Below are 21,413 nucleotides of genomic sequence, written 5' to 3'. Positions count from 1 at the left end.
CCGGCGAGCGTACTGGGCGACTCACTGCTTGGGCGCACCCCGGACGGGCTTGCCGCCACCGAGCGTCTGGGCGTCGGGGTCGTCGTCGACCTGGTGCTTCATGAGGAAGACGACGGCGACGGCCAGGCCGCCCCAGACGACGACGATGGCGATGATCATCATGGTGATGGCGACGGGGGTCATCGGGGGCCTGCCTTCTCACGTCGTGACCGGGTGACGAAGCCGGGGATGGGGTCGGGGGTGAAGTCGTCGACCGGCCGGCGCCACGGGACGACGGTGTACACCAGCGCGGCGAGGATCATCGCACCGACCACCCCCCAGCCGACGGTGTTGACGAAGTTCCACGGGTAGCCGCTGTAGGGCTCCTCGAACAGCCCCATCACGGAGGTGATGAGCATGTAGATCAGCGCGATCGGGACGACGGCGCCGACAAGCACCCGCCACCAGGTGCCGACGTGGGCGGTGGAGACGGAGTTGAGGTGGGCCTGCAACTCGGGCAGCTTGCGCAGCCCGAGGCCGACGATGAGGCACATGAGGATCGCCGAGGTCACGACGCCGACCTCGTTGGTGTACTTGTCGACGGTGTCGAGCATCGCCAGTGACGAGGTGGTGGAGAACAGCGCCAGCGAGATGACCGCACACAGCCCGCCGATGAGGACCGACACCTGGACCCGGGTGAGGCCGAACTTCTCCTGGAACGCCGCGGAGACCACCTGCAGGATCGACAGCAGCGAGGTGAACCCGGCCAGCGTGAGCGAGCCGAAGAACAGCACCCCGAAGATCGCGCCGCCGGGCATCATCGAGATGATCTGCGGGAACGTGATGAAGCTCAGCACCACCCCGGAGATCCCCTCGAGCTCGCCGACGCCGATCCCCTGCTGGAAGGCCATGAAGCCGAGGGTGGCGAACACGCCAATACCGGCGAGCATCTCGAAGGAGGAGTTCGCGAACGCGGCCACGTAGGACACCGGCACGAGGTTGGAGCGGCGGCGCAGGTAGCTCGAGTAGGTGAGCATGATGCCGAACGCGATGGACAGCGAGAAGAAGATCTGGCTGTAGGCCGCGATCCACACCCCGGGGTCGCCCAGCGCCTCCCAGTTCGGCGTGAAGAACTCGTTGAGCCCGTCCATCGCGCCGGGCAGGAACAGCGCCCGGACCACGAGGATGATGAACAGCACGACCAGCAGCGGCAGGAAGATCTTGTTGGCCCGCTCGATGCCGCGGGCGACGCCGAGGGCGAGGATCACCAGCGTGATGATCCACAGGATGAGCATCGGCCAGAAGATGCCGCCGACGATGTCGGTGGTCAGCGTGGGGCCGGCGTCCTGCAGGAAGTCGCCGGTGAAGAATCCGCCGGGGTCGTCGCCCCACGCCAGCGTGATGGAGAAGCCGACGTAGCGGACCGCCCACACGATGATGACCGTGTAGTACGTCGCGATGACGAACGCGATGGCGACCTGGAACCAGCCGAGCGGCTCGAACTTCTTCCCCAGCCGGCGGAACACCGCAGGCGCGGATCCCCGCATCCGGTGGCCGAGGGAGTAGTCGAGCAGCAGGATCGGGATCCCTGCGGTCAGCAGCGCGACCAGGTACGGGATGAGAAAGGCACCACCGCCGTTCTCGTAGGCCACCGCAGGAAACCGCCAGATGTTGCCCAGCCCGATGGCCGAGCCGATCGCCGAGAGCAGGAACCCGAGCTGCCCCGTCCACTGCTCACGAGGCTGGACCTGCTGCGCTGCCGCCGTTGCCATGCTGTCCCCAATCGCACGTGGTGCACGTCACAGTTGGGACACTGTACTCACACCGCGCGGCAGCACCAGGGCAGATTCAGTACGACACGCGGCTGTCGTGTGCCAGCCAGTCGTCGAACGGGGCGTCCATCCCCGGCACCTCACGCCGGGTGACCGCCATCGGCCAGCCGCTCTCGCGTGGGACGAACAGGTCGTGGAAGGCGCGGTCGTCGAAGCCGGCGCGTGCCGCGGCGTGCCGGTCGGCGGCGAACACCACCCGGTCGACCCGCGCCCACAGCGCTGCGGCCAGGCACAGCGGGCACGGCTCGCAGGAGGTGTACAGCACCGTGCCGTGCAGCCGGAAGTCACCGCGGGCGGTCGCGGCCGCGCGGATCGCACAGACCTCTCCGTGCGCCGTGGGGTCGTTGTCCCGGGTGACGCGGTTGGTCCCCTCACCCAGCACCCGGCCGTCCTCGACGACGACGGCCGCGAACGGCCCGCCGCCCTCGGCGACGTTGCGCCTGGCGCGCTCGACGGCGATCTCGAGCCAGCGGATGTCCTCCTCCGCCGGCGGCGGCCCGGCGGCGCCGGCTGGTTGCGGTGACGGGTGGGTCATCGTCCGAGTGTCGCTGGCTGCCGGAGCGCTGGCAATGGGTTTGCCCGATCCGGGGGCGGGCGGGCTACTCGCCGCGCAGCGACCCTGGTGGCACGTCGAGGTGTTCGGCCACCCGGGCGGCCTTCGCCTCGAGCTGGTGCTGCCAGCCCGGCCGTAGGTCGGCCTTGAGCACGAGGCTCACCCGCGGCGAGGTGGCGGCCACCGCGTCGCAGGCGGCCTTGATCACCGGCATGACCTCGTCCCACTCCCCCTCCACGGTGGTGAACATCGAGGTCGTCTCGTAGGACAGGCCGGAGTCGCGGACGACGCGCACGGCGTCGGCGACCGCGCGGGACACCGAGCCGTCGGGCGCGTCGGAGGTGGTCGGGGCGACGGAGAACGCGAAGAGCATGCCGCCAGCCTACGGCTGCTGAGCAGTTATGTGGCGGGGGCTGTTGACGCTCCCCGCGCCTTCGCGTGCAGGCCTTGTCCGCCGTGCAAGCTGCCGACCGCTGCCCCACGTGGTGGCCACCGGCCCCGGCCGCATGGATCAGTCCGCACGCCGGTGCCATCGCCGGCCACGTCGGCATGGTGCGCGGCGTAGACGTCGTTGCCGACGGGGGCCCGCTATCACGCTGAACGACCGGGTCGTCTGGCGAGCGGTGAACCACCGGCTCGCGGACTGGAGTACGCTCGAAGGGCACCGACCGCCTATTCGCATCTACGTGGCCCGAACCTCCAGAGTTCGCCGTAGCGAGATCGGCGTGCGGCGACTACTCCCAGGGCTGCTGGGGATCGAGGTGCCGTCGTAGCTCGATTGCGTCGTGGAGGACCCGACCGACGACCAGGACGTCACCGTCACATCGGCAGATCAGGAAGTGCCGCGGACGGTGGACGTTTCCACCGGGCGAGCGAGTGCGACTCTGCGCCAGATGCCAGGAGAACACTCCGTCACCCAGCTCAGGGCGTAGCACCCGCCCCACCTTGTCACCGCACGTGGCCACGTCTCGAATGGCTGCGGCGATCAGTGCCTCGTAGCGCCTGCGCGCTTCCTCCCCGAACCTGTCGTGCGACCATGCGAGAATCGAGACGATGTCGGCCTGGGCGGAATGGGTCAGGCGATACCGCACATCAGCCCGCTGACTGAGTCTCCGCCGCGCGGCGGCCAAGCTGCCCGACGAAGTCGTCGAGGGACTCGCCATCGACGTCATCGAACCGCCCCGACGCGAGATCCAACCAGCCCTGCTCGGCGGCTTGGCGCAGGACGGCAACCTTGGCTGCCTCTTCGGCTTGCTCGCGCTCCAAGAGGCGGAGCCCCTCGCGCAGCACCTCACTGGCATTCTGATAGCGGCCAGACTTGACCAGCGACTCAACGAGCTCGTGCTGATGCTGACTCAGAACAACGTTTCTCGTCGCCATGGCGACCACCTCCGTTGGCAGTTTATGCCATCGCTTGGTCACTCGCGCGGATCGTCGCCAGCCGAACCTCAAGCGACCGCTGAGAGTCATGCAGAAGCGGTGAGACGCCAGCGTCCCGCCGGGACGTCGGCGCGGACAGCCGGCGACGGGAACTGCTGTCAATGACTCGGGGTCACCTAGCAAGACGCTCCTCCAGCAGGTCCGCAACAGCCAGTCCGGCCCGCAACGGGATGGTGTACGGCTCATCCGATAGCGGATCCCTGACGGGAATAGCGCGGACCGCGCCGGCGAATGGGGGCGATCGCCACGCCTGCCGCGACCCGGATCGGCATGAGCGCGCGTCTGGGCGCGAGCGCCTAGCGGCTGACCGACTCCATCACCGTGGCGAGTTCCGCCGGTCGGCTAATCATCGGCCAGTGCCACGTCGGAAGCTCGACGTACGTCCAGTCGCCGTCGACCATGTGCGCGAACACCGGTGCGTGTGGTGCCATCTGCCGCAGTTGTTCACGGCTGAAGCTGCACAGCACGCCCGTCCGTGGCAGCCGCTCCCAGGCGCCGGTGAGCGCGACCGGCTGGGTGGCGGTAAGCCAGGGCTGCGGCTGCGAGCCTTCGACCAGCGCGGCGACGGCGGTGTCGTCGACGTCGGGCACCTCGGCGGCGAGTGCGGCCCAGGCCGGCGGCGGGAGCTTCCAGCCCTGGCCGTGTGTCATGACCAGATTGTCGTTGGCCGCACGCGCGTCGGGTCCCTCGAAGTCGGCCTGTGCCATGCCGTCCGGCAGGGGTCCGGTGTCGATGTAGACCAGGCGCGCCACGCGCTCAGGCACGCGGTCCGCCGCACCGGTCGTCACGAGGGCGCCGTAGCTGTGGCCGACGAGGACGACGTCGTGCAGGTCCTGCTGCTCGAGCAGATGCACGACGTCGTCGATGTGGGTCGTCAGGTCGGTTTCGGGCGAGGCGAGGTGGGCGCGCTCGCCCATGCCTGAGAGATCGACGGCGTGCACGATGTGGCCGCGCTCTCTCAGCGCGTCTGCGACGGGGCGCCAGACCCAGGCGCCGAGCCAGAAGCCGGGGACGAGGACGTAGGTGGTGGTGTTCATGGCGACGACGCTAGACTGGATTGCGGACAGGCTCCGCCCGGTATATCGAGTCTGCATCCCAGTTCTCTTTCCAAGCAGCGCCGAGGAGCGTCGTGACCCGCCCGACCGCTCGCGTGCTAGCCATGCTGGAGCTGCTCCAGACGGGCGGGCAGCGCACGGTTGGCGACCTCGCTGATCGGCTTGGGGTCGACGAACGCACCGTCCGGCGCTATGCCGAGCACCTCGCCGACCTCGGTATCCCCGTCCAGGCGCAGCGGGGCAGGTACGGCGGATACCGGCTCTCTCCGGGCTACAAGCTGCCGCCGCTCATGCTCACCGACGACGAGGCCGTCGCCGTCGTCCTGGGCCTCAAGGCCGCGGAACGCGCGGGGCTCGCCACCACCGCCCACGCAGCGACGGCGAGCGCGCTGGCCAAGGTGTCGCGTGTACTGCCGCAGACCCTGGGCCAGCGGCTCGACAGCCTGCTGTCGAGCGCACAGTTCACGACCTCGGTGCGTGCCACCGCTCCCGCCGGCGCCGACACGCTGCTCGGTCTCGCCTCGGCCGCGCAAGCGCGGCGCACCGTCGTGTTCGCGTACACCGCCTGGGACGGCCGGGAGTCGCAGCGTGGGCTCGACATCTACGGCTTGGTCTTCCACTCCGGCCGGTGGTACGTCACCGGACACGACCACGGCCGTGACGACGTGCGGACCTTCCGCTTGGACCGGATCGCCTCAGTCGATCAGCGCGACAGCTCCTACGTCGTGCCCGCTGACTTCGACGCCAGGACGCAGGTCGTGTCCGGCATCGCAGCGGTCGGGTGGTCGCACGAGGTCTCCGTCGTGCTGCGGACCACCCTTGCGCAAGCGGACGAGCGCCTCCCCCGGAGCGCGGGACGGCTGAGCGAGCACGTCGATGGTGTGCTCCTCGAGACGCGCGCCGAGCGCCTCGACGGCATGGCCTGCATGCTGGCCGGGCTCGGCTGGGACTTCGAGGTGATCACCCCGGACGCCCTGCGCGACGAGGTCCTCGCCCTGTCCGACCGCCTCCGGGTCAGCGCAGTGCGCGGCACCGTCGCCGGCACCACGCCGTTCCATCCGCCCTCGCCGCGGTGACCGTGGGTCATCCCGAGAAGGGATCTCTACGGGACGGTCGCGGAGATGCGATGCAGAACGAGGCAATGTGGGATTCAGGGTTGTCCGTGGTGGACGCAGAACAGGTTGTTTGGGTCGACAGCACGCTTGATCTCGGCGAGCCTGTTCACATCGCTTCGCCGGTACCCGCTGGCTAGCTCGTCGACAGTCACGTCGGGGCCGGACAGGAAGCTGACGCAGACACCACCGGTCGCCCAGGGAACCATCGCGTCGAACAGCCGGTCGTAGGCGGCGTGCAGGGCGGGCAGCTCAGTGGGCTCGGCGGCCGCTCCGGCGTACAGCACGAACTCGCCGTCGCGTCGGCCGAGCGCGCTGGGTTCTGCGCCGGGCCTACCGAGCGCCCCGCCGGTGTGTCGCAGCTCCACCAGATACGGCGCGTCCGCGTCTGGGCCGGCGTGGCGGAGCAGCTCGTGGACGGCCGCCTCGTCGAGCGTGTGCAGCACGCGGTTGCGGGCGTGGAATGGCACAGGTGTGGTGGGTTCGGCGTGGATCGTTCCGACCTCGGCGTAGGACATCTCAGCGACGGTGTCGGTGACGGGGCTCAGTGTCCGGAAGGGTTCGACTAGTCGCTCGCCGTCGGCAGTCGATCCTGTGAACGCGAATCGGATGTGCGCGACGTACCGGCCACGCAGCGCGTCGGGCAGTGCCGGGAGGTCGGGCATCCTTATCAGCAGGACCGAGGAGGCCATCTCCTCAGGAACCGTGCGGGTCCACTTCGCCCAGGTCTTGAGCACCCGACTGACGGTGTCGGTCGCGAAGTACATGCCCCCGCCGTAGAGCCGGGTGATCGGGTGCAGTCCGATCTCAAGGGCGACGACCACGCCCAGCGCGCCCCGGCCGCCACCGCGCAGCGCCCAGAACAGGTCGGGTTCCGCGGTCGTGGTGGCGCGGCGCACGACACCGTCGGCGGTGACGACCTCGATGGCGTGCACGTGGTCGACGGCCCAGCCGAGGCTGCGGCCGAGGATGCCCAGGCCGCCCCCGAGGTGGTAGGAGACCACACCCACCTCGGGTGAGGAACCGGTCAGCGGGGCCAGGCCGTGCGCAGCGGCGGCTCGCACCAGCGCCCAGCCGCGCACGCCGGCCTCAACTCGCGCGGTGCGCGTAGCAGGGTCAATGGTGATGCCGTCCATCCGCGAAGTAGTGACTAACAGCTGGCCGTCCGCGGGACGGGACGGCCCGTGCCCGGTAGCCATCACAGCAACGCCTAGGCCACGTCCGGGGGCGTAGCGGACCGCGGCGACGACATCCTCGACGGTCACCGCCGGGACGACCACCTCGGGCTTGTGCTCGACCGCGAGGTTGTAGCCCCAGCGCTCGATGTCGTAGCTGGCATCCGTGGCGGAGAGGTAATCAGTCATGTATCCAGCCTCCCCCGGAGAGCCCGAGGGAACAACGACGATGTGAGCATCGACTGATAACCTCAGGGTTATGGAAAGACGGGAGATCGAGATCTTCTTGACGCTCGCCGAGGAGCTCCACTTCGGCCGCACCGCCGAGCGTCTGCTCGTCTCGCAGGCGCGCGTGAGCCAGACGATCGCCAAGCTCGAGCGCCGCTTCGGCGTGACCTTGTTCGACCGCACCAGCCGCCGGGTCACACTCTCCGCGGTAGGCGCGGCGTTGCACGCGGACGTCCGCGCCGGCCACGATCAGATTGAGCGTGGGGTTGCTACCGCGACTGCTGCGGGCCGCGGCATCGAGGGCACACTGACCGTCGGGCTTGAGGCGCCGGCAGTAGCCGAGCTAGCAGCGACGGTCTTCGCGCGCTTTCGGGCAAGCACTCCCGGCGTGGAACTGGCGTTCCGCGAGACCGGCTTCACCGATCCTCTCGACCTGCTCCGATCGGGCGAAGTCGATGTGACAGTCACCAACGCCCCGGTCGATGAGGAGGGTCTTGAGGAAGGCCCGACCGTGCACACCGAACCGATGGTGCTCGCGATGAGCCGCCAACACCGCTTGGCCAAGACGGACGCGGTCAGCCTCGCTGATCTCGACGGCGAAACCGTGTACCGGGCCGGGCGCCGGGCGGCTCCGTACCGCCGTGAGCCCGACCGCACCGCCGCGACGCTGCTCGAACTCTTGGCGCTGATTGCTGCGGGCGATGGCGTATGTCCGCTGGCGGCGCACGCCACCGACTACTTCGCCCGCCCATCCTTGACCATGGTGCCCTTCGACGCAGGCTCACCGCCGGTCCGCTGGGTACTCTGCTGGCGACGCGGTCACCGCACCGCGCGGGTCGCCGCGCTCGCCGCGGCAGCACGCTGACATACAGGGTTGCTCAGCCAACTGCGTACAACGACTGTTGGGAGACGCTCTGCGTCTGCGCCGACATAAGGGGGCCAACCGGGACTCACGACTCCCCCGCCTCACCGGACCCGGCCAGCTCAGACGCTGATCCCCACGTACTTGACCTCGAGGAACTCGTCGATGCCGGTGAAACCGCCCTCCCGGCCGAGCCCGGACTCCTTGATGCCGCCGAAGGGGGCCGCCGGGTTGGAGACCACGCCCTGGTTGAGGCCGACCATGCCGGCCTCCAGCCCCTCGCACACCCGGACCCCGCGCGCGAGATCACGGGTGAACACGTAGGAGACCAGCCCGAACGGGGTGTCGTTGGCCAGCGCCACGGCCTCCTCCTCGGTGTCGAACTCGGTGATCGCCGCGACGGGGCCGAAGATCTCCGTGCTACCCATCTCCGCCTCCGGCGAGACCCCGGTGAGCACCGTCGCTGGGTAGAAGTATCCGGGCCGGTCAACCGGCCGACCTCCGAGCTGCACCGAGGCCCCACGCTCGACGGCGTCGCCGACGAGCTCACGGACCTTGTCCACCGCGGCCTGGTTGATGAGCGGGCCGACGACGACGCCGTCGTCCACCCCTCGACCCATCGGCAGCTCCGCCATCCTCCGGGTCAGCCGCTCGGCGAACTCCCGCGCGACGGAGCGGTGGACGAGGATGCGGTTGGCGGCGGTGCACGCCTGCCCGATGTTGCGCATCTTGGCCTGCATCGCGCCGTCGACCGCGGCGTCGAGGTCGGCGTCGTCGAAGACGAGGAACGGCGCGTTGCCGCCGAGCTCCATCGAGGTGCGCATGACGGTCTTCGCGGCCAGCTCGAGCAGGTGCTTGCCCACCGGCGTGGACCCGGTGAACGACAGCTTGCGTGAGCGGGGGTCGAGGATGAGCGGGGTCATGACGTCGTCGGTGCGGCTCGTCGTCACGACGTTGACGACGCCGTCGGGCAGGCCGGCCTGCACGAGGATGTCGACCAGCGCCAGCGTGGACAGCGGTGTCTGCGACGCCGGCTTGATGACGGAGGTGCACCCGGCGGCCAGCGCCGGGCCGATCTTGCGGGTGCCCATCGCCATCGGGAAGTTCCACGGCGTGATGAGGATGCACGGCCCCACCGGCTGCCGGGTGACGAGGAAGCGGGCATTGCCAGCGGGCGCCCTCATGAAGCCGCCGTCGATGCGCACCGCCTCCTCGGCGAACCAGCGGAAGAACTCCGCCGCATAGGTGACCTCGCCGCGCGCCTCGGCCAGCGGCTTGCCCATCTCCAGGGTCATGATGAGCGCGAGCCGGTCGGCGTGCTCAAGTATGAGGTCGTAGGCCCGCGAGAGGATCTCGCTGCGCTCCCGCGGCGCGGTCGCGGCCCACGCCGGCTGCGCCGCCACCGCGGCGTCCAGCGCGGCGGCCGCCTCGTCGGGGTCGGCGTCGGCCACCTCGCACAGCGCCTGTCCGGTCGACGGGTCCTCCACCGGCATGGTGCGCCGGGTGGCGCGCCACTGCCCACCGATGAACAGCCCGCTCGGGACGGACTTGATCGCGTCGGTCTCCTGCATGGTGTGCCTCCTTGCCGTTTCCGCCATCGTAGAAGTATTGTCAACAATCCGACAACCAATGTGGGAGGTCCTCATGGTCGCCCTGTCCCCCAGACTCCTCCAGGCCACCCCGGTCATCGTCGACCATGGCCGGGGAAGCCGCCTGTTCGACGCCGATGGCCGCAGCTACCTCGACTTCACCGCCGGGATCGGCGTCACCAGCACGGGCCACTGCCACCCGCGGGTGGTCGCCGCCGCGCAGGAGCAGGTCGCCTCCCTCATCCACGGCCAGTACACGACCGTCATGCACCGGCCCCTTCTCGAGCTCGTCGAGCGGCTCGGCACCGTGCTGCCACCGGGACTGGACTCGCTGTTCTTCGCCAACTCCGGCAGCGAGGCGGTCGAGGCGGCGCTGCGACTGACCCGGCAGGCCACCGGCCGGCCCAACGTCGTCGTATTCCACGGCGGGTTCCACGGCCGGACCGTGGCGGCCGCGTCGATGACCACCTCAGGCACCCGCTTCTCGGCCGGCTTCAGCCCGCTCATGGGCGGCGTCCACATCGCGCCGTTCCCCACCGCCTATCGCTACGGCTGGAGCGAGGAGGAGGCCACGACCTTCGCGCTGCGCGAGCTGGACTACCTCTTCGCCACCGTCACGTCGCCCCAGGAGACCGCCGCGTTCATCGTCGAGCCGGTGCTGGGCGAGGGCGGCTACATCCCCGGCAACGCCGAGTTCTTCCGGGGCCTGCGCGAACGGGCCGACGCCCACGGCATCCTGCTGGTGATGGACGAGATCCAGACCGGCTTCGGCCGCACCGGGCGCTGGTTCGGCCACGAGCACTTCGACGTCCGGCCGGACGTCATCACCTTCGCCAAGGGGATCGCCTCGGGCTTCCCGATCTCCGGCCTGGCGGCATCCGCTGAGCTCATGGGCCGGGCCTGGCCGGGCTCGCAGGGCGGCACCTACGGCGCCAACGCGGTGGCCTGCGCGGCCGCCGTCGCCACCCTCGACGTCATCGCCGAGGAGGGGCTCGTGGACAACGCGGCCGACCGGGGTGCCCAGCTGCTCGCCGGCGCCCGCGAGCTGGCCACCGACGCCGTCGGGGACGTCCGCGGGCTCGGGCTGATGGTGGGCAGCGAGTTCGTCACCGCCGACGGCGCACCGGACACCGCGCGCGCACAGGCCGCCCAGCAAGCCGCTGCCCGCCGCGGGATGCTCATGCTCACCTGCGGCGCCTACATGAACGTCGTGCGGATGATCCCGCCGCTGGTCATCACCGCCGAGGAGATCGACGAGGGCCTGGCGATCTGGGCCGATGTCCTCGCCGAGGTCTGAACCCCGAAGGGAACCGCTGTGGCCCGCTACCTGACCATCACCCTCGAGAGCCGCGGGGTGTCCTGCCGCGCGCGGCTGCTCGACCAGGAGGCGCCGGCGACCAGCCAGGCGGTGTGGGACGCGCTGCCGCTGGCCGGCGACGCGTTCCACGCCAAGTTCGCGCGCAACGAGGTGTATACGCTGCTGCCCCGGATCACCGCCGCTCCCCGCCGGGAGAACCCCACGGTGACCCCGATCCCCGGCGACGTGTGCCTGTTCGACTTCGAGGCGTGGGAGATCGGCAACCCGGCCTTCGGCTACGAGCCCGGCTCCGCCGCCTACGCCGAGCACGGCGCTACCGACCTGGCGATCTTCTATGACCGCAACAACCTGCTCATCAACGGCGACGTCGGCTGGGTGCCGGGCAGCGTGTTCGCCACCATCGAGGAAGGGCTGGCGGAGATCGCCGAGGCCTGCAATGACGTGTGGCGCCGCGGCTTCGCCGGCGAGCGGCTGGCCTTCGCCCGGGCCTGACCGGCCACCGACGCCGCCGCGTCAGCAGCGCCGATCGGGCTGCCGCCTCACGCCAGCAGCCACTCGACGAACCGTGCCACGGCGAGCACGAGGTCGTCGGAGTGGCGCGGGCCCACGATCTGCAGGCCGACCGGCAGCCCGGCGGCGGTGGTGCCGACCGGCACGCTGATCGCCGGCTGCTGGGTCATGTTGAACGGGTAGGAGAAGGACGCCCACTGCGCCCAGCTGTCCATCCCGCTGCCCGGTGGCACGTCGTGACCGGCCTCGAACGCCGGGATCGGGACCGCCGGTGTGATGAGCACGTTGTGGACCTCGTGGAAGGCACCCATGGTGATGCCAAGCTCGGCGGCCACCGCCCGGGCCTGGAGGTAGTCGACCGCGCTGAGCGACTCGCCGTGGTCCCACACCCGGCCCAGGCCGGGGTCGATGGTCTCCCGGGCGCCGGGCATGGTCCGCAGCAGGGTCGCCGCGCCGGCGGCCCACAGCTGCTCGAAGGCCTCCCGTGGGTCGTGGAACCCGGGGTCGACCGCGGTGACCGGCAGCCCGGCGGCGTCGATCTTCGCCACGACGTCGTCGACGATCCGCCCGACCTCCTCGTCGACCGTGACGTAGCCGAGGTCGCGGGAGTAGGCCACCGGCATCCCGGCGACCTCCCGGTTGAACTCACCGCGGAAGGTCAGCCGCGGCGGGGCGAGCTGGGTCGGGTCGCGGTGGTCGGGCAGCGAGAGGATGTCCATCAGCAGCGCGGCGTCCTCGACCGTGCGGGTCATCGGCCCGGCGTGCGCGAGCGGCCCGAACGGGCTCGCTGGGAACATCGGGATCCGGCCGTGGGTGGGCTTGAAGCCGACGATGCCGCAGAACGAGGCGGGGATCCGCACGCTGCCGCCACCGTCGGTGCCGACCGCGCACGGACCCATGCCTGCCGCCACCGCCGCCGCGGCTCCCCCGGACGAGCCACCGGCGGTCTTCCGCGGATCCACTGGGTTGCGGGTGACGCCGGTGAGCGGGCTGTCGGTGACCGCCTTCCAGGCGAGCTCCGGGGTGGTGGTCTTGCCGACGAACACCATCCCGTCGGCGCGCAGCCGGGCGGCGACCGGGGAGTCGACCTCCCACGGCTGGTCGGGGTCGACCGCTTGGGACCCGCGCCGGGTCGGCCAGCCCCGTGTGAGGAAGATGTCCTTGATCGACACCGGCACGCCGTCGAGCAGCCCCTTGGGGTGGTCGTTGCGCCACCGCTCCTCGGACTCCGCCGCCTGGGCCAGCGCGCTCTCCCGGTCGACGAGGCAGAACGCGTTGAGCTCGCCGTCGGCCTCCTCGATGCGGTCGAGAACCGCGGTGGTCGCCTCGACCGGTGACAGCTGCCCGGCGCGGTAGGCGGACACCAGCTCGACGGCGGTCATCTCGGTGGGGTTCATGGTCAGCTCCGGTTGCTCGGCACGTATCCCAGGGACTTGTCGACGACGTTGCGCAGCTCCTGGCCGTCGCACCAGCGCTGGAAGTTCTCCGCGAACAGCGTGACGAGCGCGTCGCGCCAGCCGATGAAGTCGCCCGAGCTGTGCGGGGTAACCACGGCGTTCGGCAGGTCCCACAGCGGGTGGCCGGCGGGCAGCGGCTCCGGGTCGACGACGTCCACCGCGGCGCCGGCGATCTGCCCGCCGCGCAGCGCGGCGACGAGGTCGTCGGTGCGCACGAGCTCGCCGCGGCCGACGTTGACGAAGTAGGCGCCCGGTGCCATCGCGGCGAACGCGGCGGCGTCGAACATGCCACGAGTGGTGTCGGTGAGCGGCGGCACGGACACCACCCAGTCCGCCAGGCCGAGCGCGGCGGGCAGCCCCGCGGTGTCGGTGACGCTGGCGAAGTCCGGATCGTCCGTGCGTGCCCGCCGCCCGGCGCCGTGCACCTCGACGCCGACCGCCCGCAGCAGCCGGGCGACGGCGCGGCCGATCGGTCCGGTGCCGACCACCAGCGCCCGGCTGCCGGCCACCCGCAGCGACTCGCGGTGCACCCACCGGTGCTCCTGCTGCAGGCGCAGCGAGCCGGGCAGGTCATTGGCGAAGGACAGCACCTGCGCGAGCACGTACTCCGCGATCGCCCCGTCGAACACCCCGCGGGAGTTCGTGACGACGACGTCGCTCCCCCGGACCTCCGGTGACAGGAGCGCGTCGACCCCGGCCGCCGCGACGTGGACCCACCGCACCGAGCCGGCGGCGTGCCAGCTGTCGGCGACGGCGGTGCTGAGGAAGTCGTAGGCGAACACCACGTCGGCGCCGTCGAGCGCGGCTGCCAGTCCGGCCGCCTCGGTGGGCCGGACCTCGGCGCGCGCGACCACCGGCGCCATCGGCCCGGCCGGCGGCAGACGTCCGTCGTGGAGCACGACGACGACCGGCTGGTTGGGCACGTTGACAACGTAGAAGCGAGAACCTTAGATTGTCAACAATCTGGCAATCCGCCTGGCAGCGCGAAGGTGAGGCCCGCGAGTGGAGCTGACTGGCGTGGAGTTCGAGGGCCCGCTCGCCCAGCGAGGTATCGGTATCATCGCGCCGTTCGACCTGGCCCTTGAGCGTGAGCTGTGGCGCTGGGCGCCGCTGGAGGTGAGCTTCCACCTCGCCCGCACCCCGTACGAGCCGGTGCCGGTGAGCCTGGCGATGGCCGAGCTGGTGTCCGAGGCCCGGCACCTGCGGTCCGCGACCCGTGACGTGCTCGGCGTCGAGCCGGAGGTGGTCGCCTACCTGTGCACCTCGGGCAGCTTCATCCACGGGCTGGCCTACGAGGCGCAGCTGCGCGACGAGATCCTGCGGGCCGGGGCGCCGGCCGCGGTGACCACCTCGGGCGCGCTGGTGGAGGCGGTCCGCGAGCTGGGGCTGAGCCGGATCTCGGTCATCACCCCGTACGACGCGCCGCTGACCGAGCGGCTCGTCGCCTTCCTCGACGAGCTTGGCGTCTCCGTGCTGCGGTCTCACTACCTCGGTCTCGGCGGCGGCATCTGGCGGGTCAACTACCGCACGGTCGCCGAGCTCATCGTCGCCGCGGACGACCCCCGGTCCGAGGCGATCTTCGTCTCGTGCACCAACCTGCCGACGTACGACATCATCGCCCCGCTGGAGCGTCAGCTCGGCAAGCCGGTGCTCACCGCCAACCAGCTGACGGTCTGGGCGTGCCTGGGCCGGATGGGGTTGCCGATGGTCGGCCCCGGCCGTTGGCTGCGGGGCGTGTTCCAGGAGGATGTCACCCCGCCGGCGATACCCGAGATCCCCAACAACGGCTCCGAGGAGACACGTACCGCATGACCACCCCACCCACCGTGACGGCCGGGATGATCTACCCCGACCACGCCGCCGAGGACGAGTACCTGGCCGCCGCCGAGCTGCTCGGCGTCCGGCTGCCGGTCGTCCACGTCTACGGCACCGACCTGCACGCGGTGCCCGAGCTGCTCGACCTCGGCAGCCCGGAGCGGCTCGCCGGCGGCGCCGCGGAGCTTGCCGCCCACCGGCCGCAGTCGGTCATGTGGGCGTGCACGTCGGGCAGCTTCGTCTACGGCCCGGCGGGGGCGCAGCGCCAGGTGGACCAGCTGTCGGCGGTCGCCGGCGTGCCGGCGTCGAGCACCAGCCTCGCGTTCGTCGCCGCGCTCGCCGAGCTCGGGTCACGCCGGGTGGCCGTCGCGGCGAGCTACCCCGACGACGTCGCCGCGCTGTTCGTCGACTACCTCGCTGCCGCCGGCGTCGAGGTGGTCGCGATGGCCAGCGCCGGGATCGACACCGCCGCCGAGGTCGGCACGCTCACCGCGGACGAGGTGACCGACCTCGCCTCCGCTCACGACCACCGCGACGCGGAGGCGCTGCTGGTGCCGGACACCGCGATGCGGACCTTGGACGTCATCCCCGGGCTCGAGGCCCGGCTCGGCAAGCCGGTGCTCACCGCCAACCAGGTGACCGTCTGGCAGGGCCTGCGCCTCGCCGGCGCGCAGCCCGCCGAGCCCCGGCTCGGGGCTCTCTTCTCGCGGAGGCCGAACCATGCCCACCAGTGACCTCAGGCCGACCCAGCGCAAGTCCACGGTCGAGCACATCGCCGACGAGCTGCGTGCCGCGATCCTTGCCGGGCACCTCGCGCCGGGGACCCAGCTCGGCGAGGCGGACCTCGCCGAGCGTTTCGAGGTCTCCCGCGGCCCGCTGCGCGAGGCGATGCAGCGGCTCGTCTCCGAGGGGATCCTCCACGCCATCGCCAACCGCGGGGTGTTCGTCAGCGAGCTGACGCTCAGCGACATGATCGATGTCTACCGCACCCGGTCGGTGATCGAGCGTGGCGCGCTGGAGATCGTCGTCGCCGACGGCCGCGAGGATGCTTACGACGCCCTCGGGCCGAGCGTGCGGGCGATGCGCGCGGCGGCCGAGCGAGGGGACGGGCCGGCGGTCTCCGACGCCGACCAGGAGTTCCACGAGGTGCTCGTCGAGTGCTCGCAGAGCCCGCGGCTGATCCGCGCGATGCGCACGCTGCTGGTAGAGACCCGGATGTGCCTCGGCGAGCTGGAGACCACCTACCCGGACCTGGGTGCCCAGGTCCGGGAGCACGACGAGCTGCGCGACGCGATCCGCCGCGAGCCGCCCGGCCGCGCGAAGAAGCTGCTGCAGGACCACCTCGACGACGCCGTCGAGCGGCTCGTCGCGAAGCGCTCGGCAGTGGCGGCCGGCTGACACGGCACCCCGGCGGCGCGCTGGACCCCCGGCTCACCGCGGATCCAGCACGCCGCCGGCTACCGGCCGGTCACCCGCAGACGAGCCCCTCGCCGAGCGCTGCCAGGTTGGCGCGCATGACGTCGACGTAGTCGGCGTCCGGGTCGGTCTGGCCCTCGACGGGGTCGAGGACGGCGGTGGCGACGCCGAGGTCGTCGGCCAGCGTCTGGGTGACCTTCGGGCTGGTCAGGACCTCGAAGAACAGTGTCCGGACGTCTGCCGCCGCCACGACTTCCGCCACTTCCCGCAGCCGGGCGGGCGAGGGCTCCGCCTCGGGGTTGAGCCCGGAGATCCCCACCTGGACGAGGTCGTACCGATCGGCCAGGTAGCCGAACGCCTCGTGGGACACCACGAGCGTCGCACCGGCGCAGTGGGCCAGCCCGTCGGCGTACTCCCGGTCGAGCGCGTCGAGCTCGGCCTCCAGCGTGGCGGCGTTCTGCCGGTAGGTCTGTGCGTGCTCGGCGTCGGCCGCCGAGAGCGCCTCGGCGACCTGCTGCCCGACGTCGGCCAACCGCGTCGGGTCCAGCCAGAAGTGCGGGTCGAGGGTCCGCGCCTCGTCCGGGTCGCCGGTGAGACCCGCGGCCGCCGCGGTGTCGACGAGATACTCGGGCGGGGCGGTGGCCACCGCGTCGTCGGTCGCCGCCTGGAGGCCGGCGAGATAGACGACGAGATCGGCCGATCCGATGTCGTCGACCTGCCGCGGCGAGAGCTCGAGGGAGTGCGGGTCCGCCCCGGGCGGCGTCAGGTTGGTGACGCTGACCCGGTCGCCACCGACCTGCTCGACGACGTACTGCAGCGGGTAGAACGAGGCGAGCACCTCGGTGTCACCGGACTCCTCGACGGCGCCGGCGCTGCAGGCGACCAACGCCGGCAGTGCGAGCAGTGCGAGGAACCGCACGGACCTCGTGGTCTCAGTGGCCATGGCCGTCCTCGTGGTCATGCCCGTGCTCGCCGTCGTGCGCGTCGTCGTGGTCATGCCCGTGCTCGCCGTCGTGCGCGTGCTCGTCCTGCCCCGCGGCGTGGCCGGCGGCCGGGACGTCGCCGGTCACCCCGGCGAGCTCGTTCGGCTCGACGTCGAGCTGCGCGGAGTTCCAGACCTGTCCGGTCTCGATGTCCACCGCGTGGATCGACCGGGTCGCCGGGTCGGTGACGTACGCCGAGCCGGCGAGCATGCTGATCGTCGGCCGGGGGCGCTGCCACTCCAGCGGCTCCTCCCACGCGTCGATGACCGGGATGGAGGTCGTCAGCTCGCCGGTCGCCGGATCGATGACGTGGACCTGGCCGTCGGTGCCGAGCACGAGGGCTTCGCCGGACTCACCGCGGGCGAGGGAGCGGAACGAGTAGCTCGCCGGCAGGTCGACGAGCGTGAGCTCGGCGGTCGCGGTGTCGACCAGCGAGACGCGGGTGGGCCGCTCGAGCTCGGCGTCCGGGTCCGTTTTGTAGTCACCAAGCACCACCGTGGAGCCCTCGGTACCCGACTGGTTGCCGATCCGGCCGTAGTCGTCCGGGCTGCTCACCTTGGTGATGACGCCGTCCTGGTAGAGCAGCGCGCCGTCCTCGCAGCCGAAGAGCACCGACTCCCCCGCGGCGACTGCCTCGCCGTGCAGCCCGGGGCACTCGTCGCTGCTGGCGGTCTCCTCACCGGACTCGGCGATGGCACGGACACCGGTCCGGCCGTCCTCGTCCCCCTCGGAGACGACGAGCGTGCCGTCGGTGAGCTCCACGGCGACCCCGTGGTGCGGCGAGGGCGTGGTGTGCTCGCGAACCGGCACGCCCGCGGTGGCCACGTCCGCGGTGGCCACGTCCGCGGCGTCGAGGACGACAACCTCGCCGGTCCCGTCGTCGAACAGTGCGGTACGCCCCTCGTGGACGACAACGTGCCCGGGGGCCTCGGCGGCGAACACCGTGTCGGTGAGGGCCGGGACGGAGGTGTAGTAGTGCGAGTGGTCGCCGTGCGGCTCGGCCCAGGCGCCGGCGTCGAGCACCTGGAAGCCGCCGGCCGTCGAGACCATGAGGTGGCGTCCGTCGCCGGCGGCGCTGAGCCGGTTGAAGCCGGCGAGCTCGATGTCCTCGACCACCTCGAGGGTGGTGGCGTCGAGCACCTGGATGCCGCCGTCGTAGGTGATGGCGAGGCGCGGCGTGACGGCGGCCGCCTCGGCGACCTGGGGCTCCCCAGCCTCGGTGCCGGAAGGGGTGGTCGGCTCGGCGGTCGCCGCGCCGGGCTCGGTGGCGGTCCCGCAGCCGGCGAGGGCGACGAGCAACGCGGTGGTGACGGCGAGTGCCGCGGGACGTGAACGGGTGGTGGTGGGTCGCATGGGACGTCGGGCCTGGCCGTGTCGGTCACGGTCGACCCTTTCCTTTCGGTCGGTGTCGCGAAGGTCCGCCGGTGTGGCGGGCGGCACGACACTAACAGGAACGCGACTCATTCTCATCAAGCGGTACGGCGCTCCCCCGGCGTCCGGCAGCGCGCGGCGCAACACCGGCCCGACGGCGCCGGAGATCCCGAGCGTGGTGTCAGGCACCTAGAGGCCGAGGCCGCTGACCATCCCCCAGGTCAGCGGCTACAGCGAGCGCTTGAGAAGATCGCGGCGCGAGACGGCCGGTGCGAGACTGCGGCCCGCTGGCACCAGGTACAGCCGCTCGCCAGCGCGCGCTCGACTGCCCGAAGGGGCACGACGCCCGCGGTGCCGTGCCCCTCGGTCAGCCGCGGGCGCCGCTGGGGTCGCCGGACAGTGCGTCGGTGAGGAGCGCGACCAGCGCCTCGAGCTGGACGTCGATACCGGCGTCGATGTCCTCGTCGGACCCGTCGAGCGCGCGGGCGGCGAGGCCGGCCTTGCTGCCGATGAGCTCCGCGATCCGCGTGTCGAGGGTCTGCGCAGCGATGATCCGCCACGCCGTCACCGGCTCGGCCTGCCCGATCCGGTGGATCCGGTCGATGGCCTGGGTCTGCTCGGCGTCGGTCCACGACAGCTCCGCGAGCACCATGTTCGACGCCACCTGGAGGTTGAGCCCCACGCCGGCCGCGGTGAGCGAGCAGACCGCGACGGACACGTCGGGGTCGTTGGTGAACGCGTCGATGTTGCGCTGGCGCACGCTGGCGGTCTGGTCGCCACGGATCGAGGCGACCTGGAAGCCGCGGGCGGCGAAGGACTCCTCGGCGGCGTCCATGACGTCCACGTGCTTGGCGAAGAAGACGACCTTGCCGACGTTGCGCACGAGCTGGGCGGCGTAGTCGGCGGCCAGCCCGGACTTCGCCTGGCCGATGCGGCGCATCATGGTGAAGACGTTGTCGCCGGACTTCTCCGCGGTGGCGCCCCGCTCCCAGACGGCCACCTGGCGGACGAGCTCGTGGTCGATGCCGGCGTAGACGTCGGCGTGCTTGGCCTCGAGGACCCGCTCGTAGCGGGCGACGAGACGGCGGGCGAGCTCCTGCTCGGCGGCCCGGATCGATCGCCCGGCCTCACCGTCGAGCTCGACGAACACGTCGGCCACGCGGCGTGCCGGCAGGTCGGCGGCGACGTCGACCTTGCGGCGGCGCACGATGCCCTGCTCGATGACGCTCGACCGCGCCGCCGGGTAGAAGCCCGGGTCCGCCGGCGTGAGCCCGATCTCCTCGAGCGAGAGCATGAGGTCGCCGAGCGGCTTCGCCTCGTCGATCCAGCCGAGGAACTCCCAGATCGCGGTGAAGTCCTCGATGTCGTTGATGAGCGGCGTGCCGGTGAGCGCCATGAGCAGCGGCCGGGACATCCTGGCCCGGATCCGCTCGGACAGCTCGAGGACGTGCCGGGAGCGCTGCGACTTCTTGTTCTTGATGTAGTGCGCCTCGTCGACGACCATCCCGCGGAAGCCGAGCGATGCGAGCCAGCCGACGTGCCGGTCGAGGATCTCGTAGTTCACGATCATCACGTCGGCGAAGCCGTCGACGGTCTCACCGTCGCCGTGGACGACGGTCGCCGTGCGGTTCGGGGTCCAGCGCTCGGTCTCCCGGGCCCAGTTCGTCTTGACGACGTTAGGCACGACGACGAGCAACGGGTAGGCGTCGGCGGCCTGCGCGGCCAGCAGCGCCTGCGCGGTCTTGCCGAGGCCGGGCTCGTCGGCGAGCAGGAAGGTGCGGTGGCCCTGCGCGGCAGCCGCCACCAGCTCGGCCTGGTGCGGCATGAGCTCGAGGTCGGCCCGCACCGGGGCCTCGTCGGCGTCGGGCAGCGCCATGCACGAGGACGTCCCGCCCTGCTCGAAGGAGCGCAGCAGCGGCCCGATGAGCTCCCAGCCGGCCAGCCGGCGCGGCACCGCCTTGGGCTTGCCCACCCCGGAGTAGTCCGGCTCGAGGAACGGGTTGGCCAGCTGCCGGGCGATGACCGACTGCGGCACCACCTGGCGCTGCTCCGGCGCGGCGGCGGCGGCCGACGGGGTGGAGGCAGAGGCGGAGACGGAGACAGGCCGGTCGACCGGCTCGGCCGGCACCTCGATCCCGGCGTCTTCGAGCATCTCGCGACGCAGCTCGCGGGACGCCGTCGAGATGACGGCGTCGTCGGCGAGGAGCGCGAGCAGCGAGGTGTCACGCGCGGCGGTCATCGCCAGGATCTGGGCGATGCCGTCGAGCCGCTTGAGCTCCTGGGCACGCTTGGCGTCGGGGACCTCCTCGTCGGCCTTGAGCCGGGCGCGCTCCTCGCGGACGAGGAGCGCGACGACCTGGAACTTGGTGCGGGTCGACGGCTTGGCACGGCCGCGCTGGACCGCGCCCTCGACCTCTCGAACCACCTGCGCGAGGACGGGGATGATGCCCTCGTTGTCCTCGCGGGCGGGCCGACGCTTGGTACGCGTAGCAGGACGGCGAGCGCCGGCCTGACGCTGGGCTCCTCGAGCCACAGACTTCTCCTCGGGTCGATGACCTGTCTCGCGACGAACGCGAACCCGTGCGCAGCGAAGAAGACGGACGTCAAAGGTCCGGCCCCGATGGGCACGTCCTCGACGTGCGCTGCTGCTGCAGCGGGACCGTGATCAGGTCGATCTCTCACGACGGTCACCGCGACGGGCAGGTCGATCCTACCCCT

General features: G+C 71.4%; 20 protein-coding genes. 7 read left to right on the top strand and 13 right to left on the bottom strand.

Going from position 1 to position 21,413, the window contains the following annotated elements; genetic code table 11:
* Window positions 1-21: 21 nt before the first annotated feature.
* The 6 genes from V2J52_RS01725 to V2J52_RS01700 all read right to left on the bottom strand — a co-directional run bounded on the left by V2J52_RS01725 (window position 22) and on the right by V2J52_RS01700 (window position 4,841).
* Window positions 22-183: a methionine/alanine import family NSS transporter small subunit gene (locus V2J52_RS01725; protein WP_331225931.1), complete on the bottom strand. Its 162-nt coding sequence runs from the start codon at window positions 181-183 to the stop codon at window positions 22-24.
* A complete protein-coding gene (locus V2J52_RS01720; RefSeq protein ID WP_331225930.1) occupies window positions 180-1,751 on the bottom strand; it encodes a sodium-dependent transporter in 1,572 nt (523 codons plus the stop codon). Before V2J52_RS01720 ends, V2J52_RS01725 begins: the two co-directional genes overlap by 4 nt.
* 76 nt (window positions 1,752-1,827) lie before the next feature.
* On the bottom strand, window positions 1,828-2,346 hold the full coding sequence (locus V2J52_RS01715) for a nucleoside deaminase (RefSeq protein ID WP_331225929.1): 519 nt from the start codon (window positions 2,344-2,346) through the stop codon (window positions 1,828-1,830).
* Between the two features lie 64 nt (window positions 2,347-2,410).
* On the bottom strand, window positions 2,411-2,737 hold the full coding sequence (locus V2J52_RS01710) for a thiamine-binding protein (protein WP_331225928.1): 327 nt from the start codon (window positions 2,735-2,737) through the stop codon (window positions 2,411-2,413).
* 719 nt (window positions 2,738-3,456) lie between these two features.
* Complete coding sequence (locus V2J52_RS01705; protein ID WP_331225927.1) at window positions 3,457-3,744, bottom strand: type II toxin-antitoxin system ParD family antitoxin; 288 nt, start codon at window positions 3,742-3,744, stop codon at window positions 3,457-3,459.
* Between the two features lie 356 nt (window positions 3,745-4,100).
* On the bottom strand, window positions 4,101-4,841 hold the full coding sequence (locus tag V2J52_RS01700) for an alpha/beta fold hydrolase (protein ID WP_331225926.1): 741 nt from the start codon (window positions 4,839-4,841) through the stop codon (window positions 4,101-4,103).
* Window positions 4,842-4,933: 92 nt separating this feature from the next.
* On the opposite strand from V2J52_RS01700, the gene V2J52_RS01695 reads away from it, so the two are divergent.
* Window positions 4,934-5,935, top strand: coding sequence for a helix-turn-helix transcriptional regulator (locus tag V2J52_RS01695; protein WP_331225925.1), 1,002 nt, complete (start codon window positions 4,934-4,936; stop codon window positions 5,933-5,935).
* Between the two features lie 74 nt (window positions 5,936-6,009).
* On the opposite strand, the gene V2J52_RS01690 is transcribed toward V2J52_RS01695, so the two are convergent.
* A complete protein-coding gene (locus V2J52_RS01690) occupies window positions 6,010-7,335 on the bottom strand; it encodes an FAD-binding oxidoreductase (protein ID WP_331225924.1) in 1,326 nt (441 codons plus the stop codon).
* Between the two features lie 70 nt (window positions 7,336-7,405).
* On the opposite strand from V2J52_RS01690, the gene V2J52_RS01685 reads away from it, so the two are divergent.
* A complete protein-coding gene (locus V2J52_RS01685; RefSeq protein ID WP_331225923.1) occupies window positions 7,406-8,239 on the top strand; it encodes a LysR family transcriptional regulator in 834 nt (277 codons plus the stop codon).
* A gap of 119 nt (window positions 8,240-8,358) precedes the next feature.
* Here the strand turns inward: V2J52_RS01685 and V2J52_RS01680 are convergent, their stop codons facing one another.
* The gene (locus V2J52_RS01680) at window positions 8,359-9,807 is read right to left on the bottom strand and encodes an NAD-dependent succinate-semialdehyde dehydrogenase (RefSeq protein WP_331225922.1); all 1,449 of its coding nucleotides are present in this window, start codon (window positions 9,805-9,807) and stop codon (window positions 8,359-8,361) included.
* Between the two features lie 73 nt (window positions 9,808-9,880).
* Here V2J52_RS01680 and V2J52_RS01675 point away from each other — a divergent pair, with 73 nt between their 5' ends.
* A complete protein-coding gene (locus V2J52_RS01675; RefSeq protein WP_331225921.1) occupies window positions 9,881-11,122 on the top strand; it encodes an aspartate aminotransferase family protein in 1,242 nt (413 codons plus the stop codon).
* Between the two features lie 18 nt (window positions 11,123-11,140).
* Window positions 11,141-11,635 carry a DUF3830 family protein gene (locus V2J52_RS01670; RefSeq protein ID WP_331225920.1) on the top strand — a complete coding sequence of 165 codons (495 nt, stop codon included), beginning with the start codon at window positions 11,141-11,143 and terminating at the stop codon, window positions 11,633-11,635.
* Window positions 11,636-11,682: 47 nt separating this feature from the next.
* Here V2J52_RS01670 and V2J52_RS01665 read toward each other — a convergent pair whose 3' ends face one another.
* Together V2J52_RS01665 and V2J52_RS01660 are read right to left on the bottom strand one after the other, a co-directional pair.
* The gene (locus V2J52_RS01665) at window positions 11,683-13,050 is read right to left on the bottom strand and encodes an amidase (RefSeq protein WP_331225919.1); all 1,368 of its coding nucleotides are present in this window, start codon (window positions 13,048-13,050) and stop codon (window positions 11,683-11,685) included.
* Between the two features lie 2 nt (window positions 13,051-13,052).
* A complete protein-coding gene (locus V2J52_RS01660; RefSeq protein ID WP_491062159.1) occupies window positions 13,053-13,973 on the bottom strand; it encodes a D-2-hydroxyacid dehydrogenase in 921 nt (306 codons plus the stop codon).
* 139 nt (window positions 13,974-14,112) lie between these two features.
* Between V2J52_RS01660 and V2J52_RS01655 the strand changes: the two genes are divergently transcribed.
* The 3 genes from V2J52_RS01655 to V2J52_RS01645 are packed head-to-tail and all read left to right on the top strand — an operon-like array spanning window position 14,113 to window position 16,323.
* Window positions 14,113-14,922, top strand: a complete 810-nt coding sequence (locus V2J52_RS01655; RefSeq protein WP_331225917.1) for a maleate cis-trans isomerase family protein — start codon at window positions 14,113-14,115, stop codon at window positions 14,920-14,922.
* The gene (locus V2J52_RS01650; protein WP_331225916.1) at window positions 14,919-15,659 is read left to right on the top strand and encodes a maleate cis-trans isomerase family protein; all 741 of its coding nucleotides are present in this window, start codon (window positions 14,919-14,921) and stop codon (window positions 15,657-15,659) included. The genes V2J52_RS01655 and V2J52_RS01650 overlap by 4 nt, the downstream gene beginning before the upstream one ends.
* Complete coding sequence (locus V2J52_RS01645; protein WP_331225915.1) at window positions 15,646-16,323, top strand: GntR family transcriptional regulator; 678 nt, start codon at window positions 15,646-15,648, stop codon at window positions 16,321-16,323. Before V2J52_RS01650 ends, V2J52_RS01645 begins: the two co-directional genes overlap by 14 nt.
* 70 nt (window positions 16,324-16,393) lie before the next feature.
* Here V2J52_RS01645 and V2J52_RS01640 read toward each other — a convergent pair whose 3' ends face one another.
* The 3 genes from V2J52_RS01640 to V2J52_RS01630 form a co-directional block, all read right to left on the bottom strand.
* Window positions 16,394-17,284: a metal ABC transporter substrate-binding protein gene (locus tag V2J52_RS01640; protein WP_331225914.1), complete on the bottom strand. Its 891-nt coding sequence runs from the start codon at window positions 17,282-17,284 to the stop codon at window positions 16,394-16,396.
* Entirely contained in the window at window positions 17,274-18,677 is a 1,404-nt protein-coding gene (gene aztD, locus V2J52_RS01635; RefSeq protein WP_331225913.1) for a zinc metallochaperone AztD, read from the bottom strand. Before aztD ends, V2J52_RS01640 begins: the two co-directional genes overlap by 11 nt.
* A gap of 385 nt (window positions 18,678-19,062) precedes the next feature.
* Complete coding sequence (locus tag V2J52_RS01630) at window positions 19,063-21,228, bottom strand: DEAD/DEAH box helicase (RefSeq protein ID WP_331225912.1); 2,166 nt, start codon at window positions 21,226-21,228, stop codon at window positions 19,063-19,065.
* Window positions 21,229-21,413 lie beyond the last annotated feature (185 nt).

Origin of the sequence: Georgenia sunbinii, assembly GCF_036421875.1 — a bacterium.
Classification (GTDB): domain Bacteria; phylum Actinomycetota; class Actinomycetes; order Actinomycetales; family Actinomycetaceae; genus Georgenia_B; species Georgenia_B sunbinii.
Note: the sequence above shows the minus strand (reverse complement) of the source record. Positions and strands in the feature narration are given on the sequence as shown.

Excerpts from the sequence above, each read along its gene's own strand:
- V2J52_RS01725 (WP_331225931.1), bottom strand. The coding sequence starts at position 183 with ATGACCCCCGTCGCCATCACCATGATGATCATCGCCATCGTCGTCGTC.
- V2J52_RS01720 (WP_331225930.1), bottom strand. The coding sequence starts at position 1,751 with ATGGCAACGGCGGCAGCGCAGCAGGTCCAGCCTCGTGAGCAGTGGACG.
- V2J52_RS01715 (WP_331225929.1), bottom strand. The coding sequence starts at position 2,346 with ATGACCCACCCGTCACCGCAACCAGCCGGCGCCGCCGGGCCGCCGCCG.
- V2J52_RS01710 (WP_331225928.1), bottom strand. The coding sequence starts at position 2,737 with ATGCTCTTCGCGTTCTCCGTCGCCCCGACCACCTCCGACGCGCCCGAC.
- V2J52_RS01705 (WP_331225927.1), bottom strand. The coding sequence starts at position 3,744 with ATGGCGACGAGAAACGTTGTTCTGAGTCAGCATCAGCACGAGCTCGTT.
- V2J52_RS01700 (WP_331225926.1), bottom strand. The coding sequence starts at position 4,841 with ATGAACACCACCACCTACGTCCTCGTCCCCGGCTTCTGGCTCGGCGCC.
- V2J52_RS01690 (WP_331225924.1), bottom strand. The coding sequence starts at position 7,335 with ATGACTGATTACCTCTCCGCCACGGATGCCAGCTACGACATCGAGCGC.
- V2J52_RS01685 (WP_331225923.1), top strand. The coding sequence starts at position 7,406 with ATGGAAAGACGGGAGATCGAGATCTTCTTGACGCTCGCCGAGGAGCTC.
- V2J52_RS01680 (WP_331225922.1), bottom strand. The coding sequence starts at position 9,807 with ATGCAGGAGACCGACGCGATCAAGTCCGTCCCGAGCGGGCTGTTCATC.
- V2J52_RS01675 (WP_331225921.1), top strand. The coding sequence starts at position 9,881 with ATGGTCGCCCTGTCCCCCAGACTCCTCCAGGCCACCCCGGTCATCGTC.
- V2J52_RS01665 (WP_331225919.1), bottom strand. The coding sequence starts at position 13,050 with ATGAACCCCACCGAGATGACCGCCGTCGAGCTGGTGTCCGCCTACCGC.
- V2J52_RS01660 (WP_491062159.1), bottom strand. The coding sequence starts at position 13,973 with ATGGCGCCGGTGGTCGCGCGCGCCGAGGTCCGGCCCACCGAGGCGGCC.
- V2J52_RS01650 (WP_331225916.1), top strand. The coding sequence starts at position 14,919 with ATGACCACCCCACCCACCGTGACGGCCGGGATGATCTACCCCGACCAC.
- V2J52_RS01645 (WP_331225915.1), top strand. The coding sequence starts at position 15,646 with ATGCCCACCAGTGACCTCAGGCCGACCCAGCGCAAGTCCACGGTCGAG.
- V2J52_RS01640 (WP_331225914.1), bottom strand. The coding sequence starts at position 17,284 with ATGGCCACTGAGACCACGAGGTCCGTGCGGTTCCTCGCACTGCTCGCA.
- aztD (WP_331225913.1), bottom strand. The coding sequence starts at position 18,677 with ATGCGACCCACCACCACCCGTTCACGTCCCGCGGCACTCGCCGTCACC.